The 15,795-nt window shown below is 73.3% G+C and carries 9 protein-coding genes and 1 pseudogene; 6 read left to right on the top strand and 4 right to left on the bottom strand.

Features of this window, described 5'->3' with window-relative positions; translation table 11 throughout:
• Positions 1-97 precede the first annotated feature (97 nt).
• On the top strand, positions 98-814 hold the full coding sequence (locus ACSBPH_RS03070) for a ferritin-like fold-containing protein (protein WP_442576143.1): 717 nt from the start codon (positions 98-100) through the stop codon (positions 812-814).
• Between the two features lie 24 nt (positions 815-838).
• Here the strand turns inward: ACSBPH_RS03070 and ACSBPH_RS03065 are convergent, their stop codons facing one another.
• Entirely contained in the window at positions 839-1,126 is a 288-nt protein-coding gene (locus tag ACSBPH_RS03065; RefSeq protein ID WP_442576142.1) for a hypothetical protein, read from the bottom strand.
• Between the two features lie 8 nt (positions 1,127-1,134).
• Positions 1,135-1,359 carry a DUF3107 domain-containing protein gene (locus tag ACSBPH_RS03060; protein ID WP_442576141.1) on the bottom strand — a complete coding sequence of 75 codons (225 nt, stop codon included), beginning with the start codon at positions 1,357-1,359 and terminating at the stop codon, positions 1,135-1,137.
• A 169-nt stretch (positions 1,360-1,528) separates the two neighbouring features.
• On the opposite strand from ACSBPH_RS03060, the gene ACSBPH_RS03055 reads away from it, so the two are divergent.
• Positions 1,529-4,804, top strand: a complete 3,276-nt coding sequence (locus ACSBPH_RS03055) for a PD-(D/E)XK nuclease family protein (RefSeq protein WP_442576140.1) — start codon at positions 1,529-1,531, stop codon at positions 4,802-4,804.
• 2 nt (positions 4,805-4,806) lie between these two features.
• Positions 4,807-8,313 (top strand): UvrD-helicase domain-containing protein, encoded by a 3,507-nt coding sequence (locus ACSBPH_RS03050; RefSeq protein WP_442577231.1) that lies wholly within the window; start codon positions 4,807-4,809, stop codon positions 8,311-8,313.
• A gap of 482 nt (positions 8,314-8,795) precedes the next feature.
• Here ACSBPH_RS03050 and ACSBPH_RS03045 read toward each other — a convergent pair.
• Positions 8,796-9,485 (bottom strand): annotated as a pseudogene (locus ACSBPH_RS03045) (phosphotransferase); the annotation flags it as partial.
• Positions 9,486-9,635: 150 nt separating this feature from the next.
• Here ACSBPH_RS03045 and nudC point away from each other — a divergent pair.
• Entirely contained in the window at positions 9,636-10,568 is a 933-nt protein-coding gene (gene nudC, locus ACSBPH_RS03040; protein WP_442576139.1) for an NAD(+) diphosphatase, read from the top strand.
• The gene (locus ACSBPH_RS03035) at positions 10,565-12,340 is read left to right on the top strand and encodes an ATP-dependent helicase (RefSeq protein WP_442576138.1); all 1,776 of its coding nucleotides are present in this window, start codon (positions 10,565-10,567) and stop codon (positions 12,338-12,340) included. The genes nudC and ACSBPH_RS03035 overlap by 4 nt, the downstream gene beginning before the upstream one ends.
• Before the next feature lie 768 nt (positions 12,341-13,108).
• On the opposite strand, the gene ACSBPH_RS03030 is transcribed toward ACSBPH_RS03035, so the two are convergent.
• On the bottom strand, positions 13,109-14,503 hold the full coding sequence (locus ACSBPH_RS03030; protein WP_442576137.1) for a zinc-dependent metalloprotease: 1,395 nt from the start codon (positions 14,501-14,503) through the stop codon (positions 13,109-13,111).
• A 138-nt stretch (positions 14,504-14,641) separates the two neighbouring features.
• On the opposite strand from ACSBPH_RS03030, the gene ACSBPH_RS03025 reads away from it, so the two are divergent.
• Complete coding sequence (locus tag ACSBPH_RS03025; RefSeq protein ID WP_442576136.1) at positions 14,642-15,790, top strand: YlbL family protein; 1,149 nt, start codon at positions 14,642-14,644, stop codon at positions 15,788-15,790.
• Positions 15,791-15,795 lie beyond the last annotated feature (5 nt).

Genomic DNA, 15,795 nt, shown 5'->3' with positions numbered 1-15,795 from the left:
ACTCGTCCGCAGGCGCGGGGGCCCCGATCCGTCGCCGGGGACCAGACCAGGATACCGGAGCGATGTGCCGCGCCCTCGCCGCCCTAGGCTGTAGAGCGTGTTCGACTGGTTGAGAGGCGGATCGCGCCGGGAATCCCGCTCGCTCCGCCTGCGCTCGCGCGACGAGCTGAGCACCGCGACGCGCGTCGACTTCGAGGAGCTCGCGCCCGACATCAACACGTATCTCGGGCAGGCCGCCTACCTCCAGCTCGGGTTCTTCGAGACGCTGAGCGAGCTCATCGCCCTCACGCCCGAGCTCGCGAAGAAGGACGCGCTCTCACGTGCCGCCGGCGCGGCGCTCAAGAAGCACGAGGATCTCGTGCGGCTCATCCGGGAGCGAGGGGACGACCCGACGGCGCTCATGCTGCCGTTCCGCGAGCCGCTCGACGACTTCCGCCGCGCCACCCACGGGGTGCGCCCGCAGGAGACGATGCTCTCGGTGCACATCATCGCCGGCATGCTCGACGACTTCTACCTCGCGCTGTCGGCGAGCTACGGCGACACCGGCCGGCGCGTCGCACGGATCCTGCGCGGCGACAACGATCGGCAGGCGATCGTCGAGATCATCACCGAGACGATCGAGAGCGACCCGGAGTGGAAGTCGCTCCTTGCCATGTGGGGCCGCCGCCTCGTGGGGGACACGCTCCTGATCGCGCGTGCGGCGCTCCGTCCGACGACGCTCCGCATCGCGGACGAGGAGAAGGTCGAGCCCGTCTTCACGGAGCTCATGGCCGCGCACTCGCGTCGCATGGACGCGATGGGCCTCGCCGCGTAGGCGGTGCTGCGCCGAAGATCGGGCCTAGACGATGCGGAGCCGCTTGCGCTCTTCGAGGTCGTGGGCGTGACGCGTGCGGGCGAGGAACGCGACGACCGGCCACGCGAGCCAGGAGACGACCAGTGGCGAGAGCCACAGCCATGCGCTGTCGAGGCCCAGTCCCGCCCACGTGAGGATCGTCCACACGAGGCCAGCGAGGAACGCGCCGATCATGGGCGCCAGCGCTGCGCCGCGCGTCGCGCGACCACCGGCGATGTAGTGCACCGCGAGGCCGACGACCGCGCCGATGATGAGGGCGAGAATGATCTGCATCGTCTGACTCAGGCGACGAAGCCGACGCGGCGCGACTCTTCGCTGCCGAACTCGATGTAGGCCAGACCCGCCGTGGGCACGATGTAGGAGTTGCCCTTCGAGTCGCTGAAGGTGATGTGCGTCGCTCCGGAGTCGAGGGCTCCCGCGACCGACTTCTTGACGGCGTCGGCCGCCTCGCTCGTCTCGAAGCTGAGCTCACGGCCGGTGTTGGCGATGCCGATGCGGATCTCCACGGGACTGCCTTTCTGCCTCTTGGGGCGCGCCCGAACCCCGGGCGCATGGCAACTCTACGACACGCCCCGCACCCGCTCGGCCGGTGTGTCGCACGCTCTCGGCGAACGGTGCGCGGGCTCGCCGTCCCCTTCGCCGCCGAGTGTCGGCGCCGCTTGTTAGCGTGCTGGTGTGAAGCCCTCGTTCGATCTCGACGCCGCACAGCGAGCCGTGGTCGGACTCCCCGTCGAGGCATCCGGAGCCGTCGTCGGCGCTCCCGGCACGGGCAAGACGACCGCCCTCGTCGCGCGGGTCGGCCGGCTCCTGGGCGAGGCGGGTCTCGCACCCGACGAGCTCCTCGTCCTCACGCCGACGCGCCAGACCGCGACGGCCCTGCGCGACACCCTCGGCGCGGGGCTCGATCTCGCGACCCCGGGTCCGCTGGCGCGGTCGGTCGCGTCGTTCGCCTTCCAGCTCGTGCGCGCCGCCGCGGTCGCCGCGGGCGCCGCCCCGCCGCAGCTGCTCACGGCGGGCGACCAGGACCGCATCGTCGCCGAGCTGCTCACGGGTGACCAAGAGGATGCCGCGGCCGGCGCCCGCGACCGGTGGCCCGAAGGTCTCGGCCCGGCCCTGCGCGCCTCGCGTCAGTTCCGGGCCGAGCTGCGGGCGCTCTCGGCCGAATGCAGCGAGCGGGCCATCACCCCCGCCGAGCTCGACGCCGTGGGGCGCGCGTACGACCGTCCGGCGTGGGTGGCCGCGGCATCCTTCCTCCGGGAGTACCGCGACGTGCTGGGGTCGATGCGCTCGGCGCACCGCGACCCCGCGGAGCTCGTGCGCGAGGCCGCGGCGCTGCTGGCGGCGGCGCCCCTCGGCGCCGAGGGGGAGCGCACCCTCGGGCCGGCCGCGCGGCTGCGCGTCGTGCTCGTCGACGACGCGCAGGAGCTGACGCCCGGCGGCGTGGGACTCGTCCGGGCGTTCCGCGCGCGCGGCGTCGCCGTCCTCGCCCTCGGCGACCCCGACATCGGCTCCGGAGCCTTCCGCGGGGCGAGCGCGTCGCTGTTCCGCGAGCTCGCCGACCTCCTCGGCGAGACGTGGGTGCTCGACGAGCCGCACCGCGCCGCGCCGGCGCTCACGCGCCTCACGCGCCTCGCCACCGAGGCGATCGGCGCCTCCGGCACCGTCATCCACCGCCGGCCGCCCGGGCCGCTCCTGCCCGACGACGGCGCGGTCGGCTCGGTCGTCTCGGTCGTCGCCCCCTCGCCCTTCGAGGAGATCGACCGCATCGCGCGCCTCCTCCGGGAGTGGCATGTGCTTCACGGTGTGCCGTGGGCGCGCCTGGCCGTCATCGCGCACGACACGAGGCAGGTCGCAGACCTGGAGGTCGAGCTCGCGGCCCGCGAGGTGCCGACCCGGGCCGGCGCACTGTCGCGACCGCTCGGCGGCGAGGCCGTCGTGCGCGACCTCGTCGAGTTCGTGCTCCTGGGCATCGCCCCGCCCGCCGAGCGGTCGTACGAGCAGCTCACGACGGCGCTCCTCTCGCCCTTCGGGGGGCTGGATGCCGTGAGCCTCCGTCGCCTGCGGGCTCGTCTGCGTCACGCCGAGCTCGCCGCGGGCGGCACGCGCGTCGCGCGCGAGCTGCTCCAGGAGGCGATGGCGCATCCGCTCGGCCTCCTCGAGCTCGACTCGCCCGAGGCGCGGTCCGCCGAACGGGTCGCGACGACGCTCTCCCTCGTCCACGAGGCCGCCGACCGCGGTGCGAACGCGCACGCGCTGCTCTGGACGGTGTGGGAGCGGGCGCGCGACATCTCCGGGCGGCCGCTGTCGGCCGTCTGGAGCGAGGTCGCCGGTGCGCCGGGGGTCTTCTCGGCCGAGGCCAACCGCGCCCTGGACGCACTCGTCGCCCTCTTCGACGCGGCCAAGCGCTTCGTCGAGCGCGCGCCGCGCGAGAGTCCCGTCGTGTTCCTGCGGCGGATCCTCGACAGCGCCGTGCCCGAAGACATCCTCACGGCGCCGGACCGCTCCGAGTCGGTGTCGGTCCTCACCCCGGCCTCGGCGCTCGCGACCGACTTCGAGGGCGTCGTCATCGCCGGCATGCAGGACGGCGTCTGGCCGAACCTCCGCCCCCGGGGCGGCACGCTCGGCGCGTGGCGGCTCGCGGACGACATCGCGGCATGGCGGGAAGGGCGCGACGCGCCGGTCGCTCCGGCGGCCCTCGACCGTCGCCGGGAGGCGCTCCACGACGAGCTGCGCCTCTTCGTGCGCGCGATCTCCCGCGCCCGTACGCGGCTCGCCGTGACGGCGGTCGACGACGACGATCGCGGGCCGAGCCCGCTGTTCTCCTTCCTCCCCGAGCCCGACGACGATGCGTTCGAGAAGGCAGAGGCGCAGCATCCGCTCACCCTCCGCGGTCTCGTCGCGCAGCACCGGCGCACGCTCACGACGTCGGCGGTCCCCGCGGTGCGCGAGCACGCCGCCGAGCAGCTCGCCGTGCTCGCGCGCGAGGGCGTGGCGGGGGCAGCTCCCCGGCAGTGGTTCGGCGTCGCCCCGCCGACGGTGACCGGGCCGCTCCGCGACCCCGAGCGGGGTCCCGTGCCGGTGTCGCCCTCGAAGCTCAAGACGTTCACGGACTGCGGCCTGGACTGGGCGATCCGCGCCCTCGGCGGCGACACGCGCACGTGGTCGGCGGGTGCCGGAACGATCCTGCACGCCGCCATGGAGGAGGTGCCGACGGGCGACCTCGCCGAGCTGCGCGCCATCGTCGACGACCGCTGGGGAGAGCTCGAGTTCGAAGCCGAGTGGCTCTCCCGCAAGGAGCGGCAGTGGGCCGAGACCCTCGTCGAGCGGCTGCATCGCTACCTCCACGCATTCCACGCGCACGAGGGCCGCACGATCGGCGCCGAGGCTCGGTTCCGGCTCGCGGTCGGGATGGATGCCGCGCCCGGCGAGGCTCCGCCGGTGCGGGTCGTCGAGGACGGCGCCCGCGTCGGCGAGGGGCGATGGGCCCTCTTGAGCGGTTCGATCGACCGCGTCGAGGTTTATCCCCCCGGCCGCGGCGAGGGGCTCACGATCGATCAGGCCGAGACGGCCGCCGAGCGCGTCGTGATCGTCGACCTCAAGACCGGTCGCTCGGAGGCGCGCGTGAGCGACGACAAGGTGGGAGACGATCCGCAGCTCGCGGCGTACCAGCTCGCGTTCCTGGAGGGTCTCGTCCCCGGCGCCGAGAGCGCCGCGAACGCGGGGGCCCGCTTGATCGTGCTCTCCAAGACGACGCAGAAGGAGCCGCACTACCGGCTCGCCCGGCAGGCGCCGATGGACGAGGGCGCCCGGGCCGCTTTCCTCGAGGCGATCTCGAGCGCCGCCAATGCGATGGCTTCAGAGGGTTTCGACGCCCCGATCGACGCGCATTGCGCGACATCCCGCTTCGGCGTGTGCGCGCTCCACGCGGTGAAGGCGGTGTCGGCCTCGTGACGATGATCCCCGCGGGCGTCATCGCCGTCGCGCTCGGCCTCCCGCGCCCCACGCCCGATCAGGCAGCCGTCATCGAGGCGGCACCGGCGCCGGCCATCGTCATCGCGGGCGCCGGCAGTGGCAAGACCGAGACGATGGCGGGCCGCGTCGTCTGGCTCGTCGCGAACGGCCAGGTCCGCGCCGACGAGGTGCTCGGGCTCACTTTCACGCGCAAGGCCGCGGGCGAGCTGGCCGAGCGCATTCAGCGGCGGCTCACGACGATCGGTGAGTACGAGCGCCGCGGGCTCCTGCCCCACCTCGTCCCGATCGAGGCGCGCGGCGACCTCGCGCGGTTCTGGGAGGAGCAGTCCGGCTCGTCCGCGCGTGACCGCCAGGCGGCCTTCGCCGCCTTCCTCGACGGCCTCGCGGCCGAGTTCGGCACGGGCGCGCACAGCGCGAGCACCGCCGACGACCTCCTCCAGCGCGCCCGTGTGGCCACTTACAACTCGTTCGCCGACGCCATCGTCCGCGAGCACGGAGCCCGCATCGGGCGCGACCCCGACTCCGCCCTCCTCAGCCAGTCCGGCTCATGGCTCCTCGCGCGTCGCGTCGTCATCGGGTCGCTCGACGAGCGTCTCGCCGAGCGCGAGGAGGCGTTCTCGACCGTCGTCGACGCCGTGCACCGGCTCGCGGGCGAGGTGCTCGACAATCGCGTCGACCTCGCCGACCTCGCGGAGTACGGGCAGAAGTGGGCCGATCGCCTCGACGACGTCTCGTGCCGGCTCAAGAAGCACCAGGACCTCGTCGACGGCGCGCGCAAGAATCTCGGCGGCCTCCCCGTCCTCGCGGGCCTCATCCAGGACTACGCGACCCGCAAGCGCGCCGACGACACGCTCGACTTCGCCGACCAGGTCGCCGGTGCGCTGCAGATCATTCAGGCGGCGCCGGATGTCGCGGCCGAGCTCCGCGATCAGTACCGCGTCGTGCTGCTCGACGAGTACCAGGACACGTCGGTCATCCAGACCGACCTGCTCGCCGAGATCTTCCACGACACGCCCGTCATGGCCGTCGGCGACCCTCAGCAGTCGATCTACGGCTGGCGCGGAGCATCCGCCGACAACCTCGCCGCCTTCCCCCGTGCCTTCGCACGGACGACGACCGCCGGCCGGCACAGCCTCATGATCAGCTGGCGGAACGACCGCGAGATCCTCACCGCCGCCAATGCGATCCTCGCGGGGAGCGCCGCGGGTCGCGTGGGCGTCGAGCCCCTCGCTTCGCGGCCGGGAGTCGGCGAGGGCCGCGTCGCGCACGTCTTCGCCGCGTCGGTCGACGACGAGGCACGCGCCGTCGCCGAGTGGTTCGCCGGCGTCCGCGCAGAGCACGCGGCAAAACATGCGGCAGAACACACAGCGGTGCACACGGCGGTGCACGCCCCCACTCCGCACTCCGGGGCGATCCTCTTCCGCACGAAGCGGCACATGCGCCTGTTCTCCGACGCCCTCAACGCGGCGGGAGTCCCGAACCGCATCCTGGGCCTCGGCGGACTGCTCTCGGCCCCGGAGGTCGTCGACGTCATCTCGGCACTGCGCGTCGTGCACGATCCGTCGCAGGGCTCGGCGCTGCTCCGTCTGCTGTCCGGGCCGCGGTTCGCGATCGGCGTGCCCGACCTCGCGGCGCTGCATGCCCTCGCCGAGACTCTCTCGCGGCGCGACGCGACCCTCACGCCGTTCGAGGACGAGCTCGCCCAGAGGATCCGGGGCTCCGCGGGAGCGGACGAGCAGGTGTCGATTATCGATGCCCTGGAGTTCGTCCGCCGCGCCGCCGACGATTACCGGCTCCTCGCCGACATCTCGCCGACGGGTCGCGCGCGCCTCCGCGAGGCGGGGGAGATGTTCGAGCGCCTCCGGAGGGCGGTCGGGCAGCCCATCCCCGACCTCGTGCGCATGATCGAGCTCGAGCTGCGGCTCGACATCGAGCTCGCCGCCAACGAGACGCGCGGGCCCGCGCGCATCGCCTCCTCCCGGCTCCGCTCCTTCCTCGACGAAGTGCGCTCCTTCCTCCTCGCCGACGACCGCGGCTCGATCGCGAGCCTTCTCGCGTGGCTCGACCACGCGGAAGAGACCGATGAGCTCATGCCCCGCCCCGAGCCGCCCGAGCCCGGTGTCGTGCAGCTCCTCACGATCCACGGCTCGAAGGGCCTGGAATGGGATGCCGTCGCCGTCGTGCGCCTCGTCGAGCAGGAGCTGCCGAAGGCTCCGCGGACCGTCGCCGGATGGCTCGGGTTCGGCGTGCTGCCGTACGAGCTGCGCGGCGACCGCGACGCGCTGCCGCGGCTGGACTGGCGCCATGCCGACGCCGACGAGGATCTCGCGCCCGCGATCGAAGCGTTCCGCGAGGCCGACCGCGCGCATCAGGAGCACGAGGAGCGGCGCCTCGCGTACGTCGCCGTGACCCGCGCACGATCCGACCTCCTCCTGACGGGTTCGCACTGGGCCGGCCAGCAGTCCTCGCGCAAGCCGAGCCGCTATCTGCAGGACATGCTCGTCGCGCTCGGACGCGCCGAGATCGACGCCGGCGATCCGGGCGAGAACCCCTACCTCGAGCAGGGCGGGCGGGTCCTCCGCTGGCCGCTGGATCCCCTCGGCGACCGCCGCGCGCTCGTCGAGCGTGCCGCCCACGAGGTCGCCGAGGCGGCCTCGCGCGACCCGCAGCCCGACGACGTGCTGGAGCCGCTCCTGCGCGAGGCGGAGCGTCGCCGGCAGGGCGCCGCCGTCGAGGCGCCGGCACGCATCGGAGCTTCGCGCTTCAAGGACTTCGTCGGCGACTACGGCGCGACCGTGCGCTCCATCGCACGGCCGCTCCCCGAGCGTCCGTACGGCGAGACGCTTCGCGGCACCCTCTTCCACGCGTGGGTCGAGCAGCGGTCCGGGATCGTCGGGGGAGGCGGCTCACTCGACGAGGCCCTGTGGGAGATCGACGACGACACCCCCGAGACCGAGGTCTCGGTCGAGGAGGAGCAGGCGCTCGCGCAGCTCAAGGCGACCTTCGAGGCGTCGGAGTGGGGACCGCTGCAGCCGATCGAGGTCGAGACCGAGATCGACATCACCCTCAAGGGCGCCGAGCAGCTGGGTCACGTCATCTGCAAGCTCGACGCCGTCTACCGGCGCCACGACCGCGGCGGTCGCATCGAGATCGTCGACTGGAAGACAGGACGACCGCCGGTCTCTGCCGTAGACCGCGAAGAGCGGATGCTGCAGCTCGCGCTCTACCGGCTCGCGTACCACAAGCGGCACGGCGTGCCCCTCGAGGAGATCGACGTGGCGCTGTACTACGTCGGCGCCGATCTCGTGATCCGCTCGGACCGCGCCTACTCCGAGGAGGAGCTCGTCCAGCGCTGGAACGCGGCGCGCGAAGCGCGCTCCGCCTCGACCTCCTCGTCGAGATCGGCCTCGACGAGCGACGGCGCCGGCGACGGCGCCGGCGAGACTGCGACCGGCAGCTCGATCGGGGCCGTCGCCGTGTCGTCGTAGGCCGTCGGGCGCTCGACGACCGAGGCGGTCTCGTCCCGCAGCTCGGCCTCGATGTCGGCCGGCAGCTCGACGCGCACGTCGGGCGCGGCATCCGTCGCCTGCTCCGGATCGCTCGTCGCGAGCCAGAGCGAGAGCTCCTCAGGGTCGTAGGCGTCGGTCTGCATCGAGGTGTCGACGGCGGGCGCCTGGTCGGGCACTCGCCCGAGCAGGGCGATCGCGCCGTCGACGTCGAGGTCGGGGTCGCGCACGAGCTCGTCGCCGTTCACGCCCTCGGCGAGCGACTCGAGCAGGGCCACGGCGTCGTCCACGATGTCGTCGCTGCCCGCCTCGTGGCCGTGCACGAGCCACTTGGCGAACTCCAGCTCGGCGTACAGGCGCGCGCGCTCGCGCACGAGGGCGTCGGGTGCGCGGGTCGTCTTCGCGGCGTAGGCGGCGAAGACGTCTTCGGCGGCGGCCGGCGCGGAGGCTAGCCACTGCAGGTCGGTGGCGGGATCGCCCACCTGCAGGCCGTGCCACTCCAGCAGGCCCGTCACGCGCGGCGCCCCCAGGACGTCTTCGAAGAGGAAGGAGGCCGCGCCCGCCCCACCGAGCACGACGGCGGACTCGAACAGCCACAGCACGTCGGCGTCGAGCGCGTGCGTCCAGCGGTCGCGCAGCACGGCGGGGAGGAGCCGCGTCGCGCTCGCGCGATCGACCAGGCGCCGTGCGTCGTCGCGGATCTGCTGGGGCGTCCGCACCGGCAGGCCCTCGGTGCGGACGATCGACAGCGGCAGGGCGTGCAGGGCGGCGAGCGCTTCGCCGAGGGATGTCGCGGCCCCGCGTCCCGGCGGGAGGTGGGCCGCGTCGACACGGTAGCCGGGGAGGAAGTCGACGACGACGACGCGGGCGTCGCCCAGCCCCGCCTCGCCCAGGAGCTCGGGCGCGCGGAACGGCAGGAGCCCCCGCACACCGGGGGTCAGGGCGCGCAGTGCCCGCACCTCGGCGGCCAGCTCACCGGCGGCATCGGCGTCGGTGGGAGCGCGCACGACGACACGCCGACCGTCGTCCAGCTGGGCGAGTGCGGAGTCGAAACGTCCGGCCGCGCCCTCGGTCAGGGCACCGGCCCCGACGACGCCGACCCGGGGCAGAGCCGACGTCACGGACGCGGCTAGAGTGAGGGGAGAGCGTGCCATGAGCCCAGGGTAGGTCGAGCCGCGCCGCGAACCCCCGACGCCACGCCCTGGCACGCCGACCCCGCCGACGAGCGCCGACGGCCGCCGTTGCGCGGCATCCGCGCCGCCGGAAGACGCTGGAAGACGCAGGTAGACGCAGGAAGGTGCTGCATGACGACGCCCGACGGTCCGCCTCCCGCTCTCGCCGGATCCGGCATCGATCGCGCCGCCGAAGAGCGCGCCGCCGAGGGGCTGCTCGACGGACTGCGGACGGATGCCGAGGCCCGCGTGCTTGTCCTGCACGGCGATGCGGCACCGCTCACACGCGCCGACGACGCCGAGGCGCAGCATCCGTCCCTCCGCTTCGTCTCGCCGACCGAGGTGCCCGAGGGCGCGCAGTGGGCGTTCCTCGGTCGCGACCCCGCCGGTGCCCCCGTCCTCGCCGCCGTCTTCTCGCACGAGGCCGACGCGCCCCTCGAGGCTCCCGGCGGGTGGGGGAGCCTGCGCCGGATCGGCGGCGACCTCTCTGGGGGCGAAGCGAGCACGTTCGTCGAGGCGCTGAGCCTCGGTCGATGGCTCCTCGACGCGCCCTACTGCCCCGCGTGCGGCACTCTCACCGAGGTGCGCAACGCCGGATGGTCACGGCACTGCCCGCACTGCGGGCGCGAGCACTTCCCGCGCACGGATCCCGCCGTCATCGTCGCGATCACGAGCGCGACCGACCCCGACGCGCTCCTGCTGGGATCGAACGCGCTGTGGGGCGCCGAGCGCTTCTCGTGCTTCGCGGGTTTCGCCGAAGCAGGCGAGTCGCTCGAGTCCGCCGTCGTGCGGGAGGTCCGCGAGGAGGCCGGGGTCACGGTCGGCGATCTGCGCTACCGCGGCTCGCAGGGGTGGCCGTATCCGCGGTCCCTCATGGTCGGGTTCCTCGCGACGGCGGTCGACGATGCCGCGGCCGAGGCCGATGGCGAGGAGATCGCCGCGGTGCGCTGGTTCACGCGCGACGAGGTCGGCGCGTCCCTCGCGGGCGAGGGCGAGGTCCTCCTCCCCGGGCGTGCGTCGATCGCGCATCGGCTCATCGCCGGCTGGCACGCGGGAGCGGCATGACCGATCCGGTCCTCGAAGGGCTCGACGAACGCCAGCGCGAGGCGGCGACGACGCTGCGCGGCCCCGTCGCCGTGCTCGCCGGCGCGGGGACGGGCAAGACCCGTGTCATCACGCGCCGGATCGCGCACGGCGTCGACACCGGCGCCTATTCGCCCGGCCGCGTGATGGCGGTCACCTTCACGGCGAAGGCGGCGGGGGAGATGCGCGGCAGGCTTCGCGCCCTCGGTGTCGAGGGCGTCGCGGCGCGCACCTTCCACGCCGCCGCGCTCGCGCAGCTAAACTTCTTCTGGCCGTCGCTCACCGGCGACACGATGCCGACGATCGTCGACAACAAGGTGCGGCTCCTCGCACACGCGGCCGACAGCCTCGGCATCGATCCCGATGTCGCGACGCTGCGCGACGTCGCGAGCGGCATCGAGTGGCGGAAGGTCACGCTGCGCAGCGTCGAGGACTACGTCCGCGAGCGGCCCAAGGGCGTCGGCCGCCTCGAGGCGGGACGCGTCGCCGACCTCCAGCGCGCGTACGAGAAGCTCAAGGACGAGCGGCGGCAGCTCGACTTCGAAGACGTCCTCCTCGCCTGCTGCGGCATGCTCGAGGCCGAGCCGCAGGTGGTCAAGGCGGTGCGCGAGCAGTACCGGCACTTCACCGTCGACGAGTTCCAGGACGTCTCGCCCCTGCAGCACCGCCTGCTCGAGCTGTGGCTCGGCGACCGGAAAGACATCTGCGTCGTCGGCGATGCGAGCCAGACGATCTACTCCTTCGCAGGCGCCGACGCGCGATTCCTCCTCGAGTTCGCCTCGCGGCACGAGAGCGCCAGGGTCGTACGGCTGGAGACGAATCATCGATCGGATGCCCCGATCCTCGCCGTCGCGAACGCGCTGATGCGCGATCGTCCCGGCGCGCTCGTGCTGACCTCCGCCCGGGCCGAAGCCGAGCCGGAGGCCGCGGCCGAGCCGCCCACCGTGACGTCGTACGACGACGACGTCGCGGAGGCCCGCGGCGTCGCCGACCGGATCCGCCGGCAGCTCGAGGCCGGCGTGGACCCGCGGAGGATCGCCGTGCTCTACCGCGGGCACGCGCAGTCGGCCGAGATCGTGAAGGCCCTCGCCGACGCCGGCATCGCCACGAGCGTGCTCGGCGGACGACGCTTCTTCGACATCCCCGAGGTGCGCCAGGCCGTCATGGCCCTGCGCGCGGCGGCGGTCGCCCCCATCGACACCGGGTTCCTCGACAGCGTGCGGGACGTGCTCCGCAATCTCGGCCTCACCGACGAGCCCCCCGAGGCCGGCGGTGCCCTCCGCGACGCCTGGGAGGCGCGCGCGGCTCTCCTCCGGCTCGCCGAGGAGGCGCCCGCGGGGACGAACCTGCGCTCCTTCAGCGACGACCTCGTGGCGCGGGCCAAGGCGCTGGACGAGCCGGCGCTTCGCACCGTGACGCTCGCGACGCTCCACGCCGCGAAGGGCCTGGAGTGGGATCACGTGCACCTCGTCGGCCTCGCCGAGGGTCTGCTGCCCATCGGGTACGCGACGACGTTCGAGCAGGTCGACGAGGAGCGTCGCCTCGCCTACGTCGGCATCACGCGGGCCGCGCGTACTCTCTCGCTGTCGTGGTCGCCGGGGCTGCGGGGACGAGCGCCGTCGCGATTCCTGCGAGAGATCGGCAGCGGCACGCTGCGTGCGGTCGATGGTTCCGCGTCGTCCGCGCCCCGGTCGCGACGTGGATCGTCTGCGACGGCGCCACCCGGCGTGCGGGGCGACGCTCGGCGTCGCTGAGCAGCCGGGCCGCGGCGAGCCCCGCCTCCAGGACGAGGGCTTCGCCGACGGCGGGTGCCGGCCGCCCGATGAGCTGCGCCGCCAGGCGCGGCCACGCGGGGTCTGCCTCGATGCGGTGCGCCGCGACGCACGCGAGGCACGCCGTCTCGCCCGGCCGCACGAACGGGCCGATCTCGACGGCCGCGCCCCCGAAGACGACGGGAAGGTGAGGGATGTCGCGGCCGAGCACGACGGCGGCCCGCCGCGGCTCTATGACATGCTGCCCGACCATCACGACGGGTGTCGCGCGGTCCAGCGATGACCCGAGGACGCCCGACCACGGCTGGGTCGTGCAGTCGAACCCCGCCGAGCCGAGCGCGCGCGAGAGCGCCTCGGCGACGTCGCGGGGCGTCGTGTCGGACACCTGCAGCACGACCTCGCGGCGAATGCTCGCCTCCGGCCACGACAGTGCGCGGCGGATGCGCCCGACGAACCGGTCGGCCTCGCCGGGCTCTCCGCCGAGGGCCGTCCCCATCGCATCGAGCGCGGCGGGCGGCAAGCCGTACTCGAGCTCGCGCACGAGCCGTTCCTGCCACGGCTCGATGTGCTCCACGATCGCGACGGCGTCGAGGCCGAACTGGACGGTGGTGGCATCCCGCCACAGCGGAGGGTATGCGGGGTCGAGGCGCAGCATCCCTCGATCATCCGTCGCCCGCGGGCCGTCCGATGCGCTCTCCACAGCGCGGAGAGCTGCTCCGCGCAGCCCGCCCGAACTGGGGAGGAGAGGACTCAGACGGGTCGCTGGTCGTCCGCGGGAGGCTCGTCGCCCTGCTCGTCGCCCTGCGCATCGCCCTGCTCGTCGCCCTGCTCGCCGGCCAGGAGCTGCTCGAGGGCATCGTCCATCGCGTCGCGCGCGGGCTCCTCGCCCCGGGCACGGGCCTGCAGCCGGGCGACGAGCGCGGACGGATCGTCGATGTCTTCCGAGGTCGGCATGAGGTCGGGGTAGTCCCAGAGCGCGTCGCGGGCGTTCACGCCCACGGCATCCGTCACGGCGCGCCACATGGCGGCCGCCTCGCGCATGCGGCGCGGACGCAGCTCGAGCCCGACGAGCGACCCCAGTGCCTGCTCGGCGGGTCCGCCGACGGCGCGGCGGCGGCGCACGGCCTCCGCGATCCGCTCCGCGGTGGGGAGGCGGCTCGTGGCCTGGGCGGTCACGACATCGACCCAGCCTTCGATCGTCGCGAGCAGGTTCTCGAGCCGCGTGAGCGCAGCCGTCTGCGCCTCCGAACGCGCCGGCAGCAGCGCGCCGCTCTCGAGGGCGCTGCGAAGCTCCTCGGGCTGCGACGGGTCGAAGCGCGACGCGAGCTCCTCGAGGGCGTCGGTGTCGACGTGGATGCCGCGAGCGAAGTCGGTGATCTGCGAGATGACGTGCAGGCGCAGCCACCGGGCGTGCCGGAAGAGGCGCGCGTGGGCGAGCTCGCGCGTGGCGATGTAGAGCGCCAGCTGGTCTTCGGGGATCTCGAGGTCGCGCCCGAAGTCGGCGAAGTTCTGCGGCAGGATCGCGGCCTCGCCGGCGGGAAGGAGCGGGATGCCGACATCACCGCCGCTCACGACCTCGAGCGAGAGGCGCCCGACCACCTGGCCCAGCTGCGTCGCGAAGAGCGAGCCGCCGACCGTGCGCATGAGGCGCCCCGCGCCCTGGACGAGACTCTGCATCTCGTCGGGCGCCTGGTCGCGCAACGCGGCGGTGAGGGCGTCGGCGATGCTCGTCGCGACGGGCTCCGCGAGCTCCTGCCAGACCGGGAGGGTCGCCTCGACCCAGCCGCCGCGCGTGAGGGTGCGCGGGGCAGTGGCGAGCTCCGAGATCGTCGTCGCCTCGCTCAGCCACAGGGTCGCAAGGGCGAAGGCCTGATCGAGATCGGTGCGCTGCCCCGCCGTGACGCCGAGGCCGTCCTGATTGGCGATGTGCAGCGCCTGGCGCTGCGCGAGGTCCCACGAGATCTCGCCGTTGCCCTCGAAGGCGCCCTGCAGGTTGTGCATGATCGTCTGCATCATGGCCGGGTCGATCCCCATGCCGGTCAGCCGCGACAGCTGCTCGGGGTCGATGCCGTCGGCGTTCCCGCCGAACAGCTGACGGATCAGCTCCTGGAACTCCTCTTCAGGGCTGCGATCGTCATCTGCCACTTCAGCCGCCTTTCAGCCGGGTCATGGGCGTGGGATCTACGCTAGTCGCACGCATTCCTCGCGCTCCCCGGCCCGGACCTTCACGCTGTACGCCGGTCGCGAACGACACGCGAATCAACCGGCAAGAGAGGTCCGCCCGTGGCGCTGTTCGACGAGAACGTCACCCTGACGCCTGCTCCCCGCCGACGCATGAGCCGGAGCGCCCTCGTGGGCGTGTGGGCCCTCGCCGTCGCGATGGTGGTGCTGCTCGTCCTCACGTTCCTGCCGACGGCCTACGTCATCCAGCGTCCCGGTCCCGTCTACAACACCCTCGGCACCGCGACGTCGTCCGACGGCAAGGAGGTGCCGCTCATCTCCGTGGACGGCGCCGAGTCATATCCCACCGCAGGAGCCCTCGACCTCCTGACGGTGCAGGTGGTCGGCAATCGCGAGCGCACGCCGAACTGGGTGGAGCTCGCGACGGCGTGGTTCGATCCCACCAAGGCCGTGCTGCCGATCGACGCCGTCTTCCCCGCGGATCAGACGACCGAGGAGCGCAGCGCCGAGAGCTCGGCGATGATGGTCGACTCGCAGAAGGAGGCGACGGCCGCCGCGCTGACCGAGCTCGGCTACGACGTGGTGCCGCAGCTGACGGTGCACTCGTTCACGAAGGACTCCGCCGCCGCCGACGTCCTGAAGGAAGGCGACGTCATCCTCGCCGCGGACGGCACCACCGTCACGAGCGGCGATCAGCTGCGAGACATCATCAACGCGGGGGAGGGGGCGCCCGTCTCCCTCACGATCAGCCGCGACGGCGGCGCGATGAACGTCAGCGTGACGCCGCGCAAGGGGAAGGTCGACGGCGAGACGAAGTGGCTCCTGGGCATCACGCTCCTCAACGACTTCAGCTTCCCGATCGACGTGACGATCCAGCTCAACAACGTCGGGGGCCCCAGCGCCGGCATGATGTTCGCGCTCGGGATCATCGACACGCTCACGCCAGGTGAGCTCAACGGCGGCCAGAACGTCGCCGGCACCGGCACGATCTCGGCCGACGGCACCGTCGGGCCGATCGGCGGCATCCAGCAGAAGCTGTGGGGTGCCGTGGGTGCGGGAGCCGACTACTTCCTCGCCCCGGCGTCGAACTGCGATGAGGTCGTCGGGCACGTCCCGCCGGGCCTGCGCGTCTTCTCGGTCGAGACCCTCGACGATTCGCTCGCCGTCCTCTCCGCGATCCGCGACAAGGGCGACCTCGACGCCCTCCCGACGTGCACCGCGGACGGCCCGACCGGCGCGACCGGCTCCTAGCCCTC

The organism is Microbacterium sp. F51-2R, from assembly GCF_052180235.1.
In the GTDB taxonomy this organism is placed as follows: Bacteria; Actinomycetota; Actinomycetes; order Actinomycetales; family Microbacteriaceae; genus Microbacterium.
This window is presented reverse-complemented; position numbering and strand designations above follow the sequence as displayed.

Coding starts and splice junctions, on each gene's coding strand:
- ACSBPH_RS03050 (WP_442577231.1), top strand. CDS start 4,807: ATGATCCCCGCGGGCGTCATCGCCGTCGCGCTCGGCCTCCCGCGCCCC.
- nudC (WP_442576139.1), top strand. CDS start 9,636: ATGACGACGCCCGACGGTCCGCCTCCCGCTCTCGCCGGATCCGGCATC.
- ACSBPH_RS03065 (WP_442576142.1), bottom strand. CDS start 1,126: ATGCAGATCATTCTCGCCCTCATCATCGGCGCGGTCGTCGGCCTCGCG.
- ACSBPH_RS03035 (WP_442576138.1), top strand. CDS start 10,565: ATGACCGATCCGGTCCTCGAAGGGCTCGACGAACGCCAGCGCGAGGCG.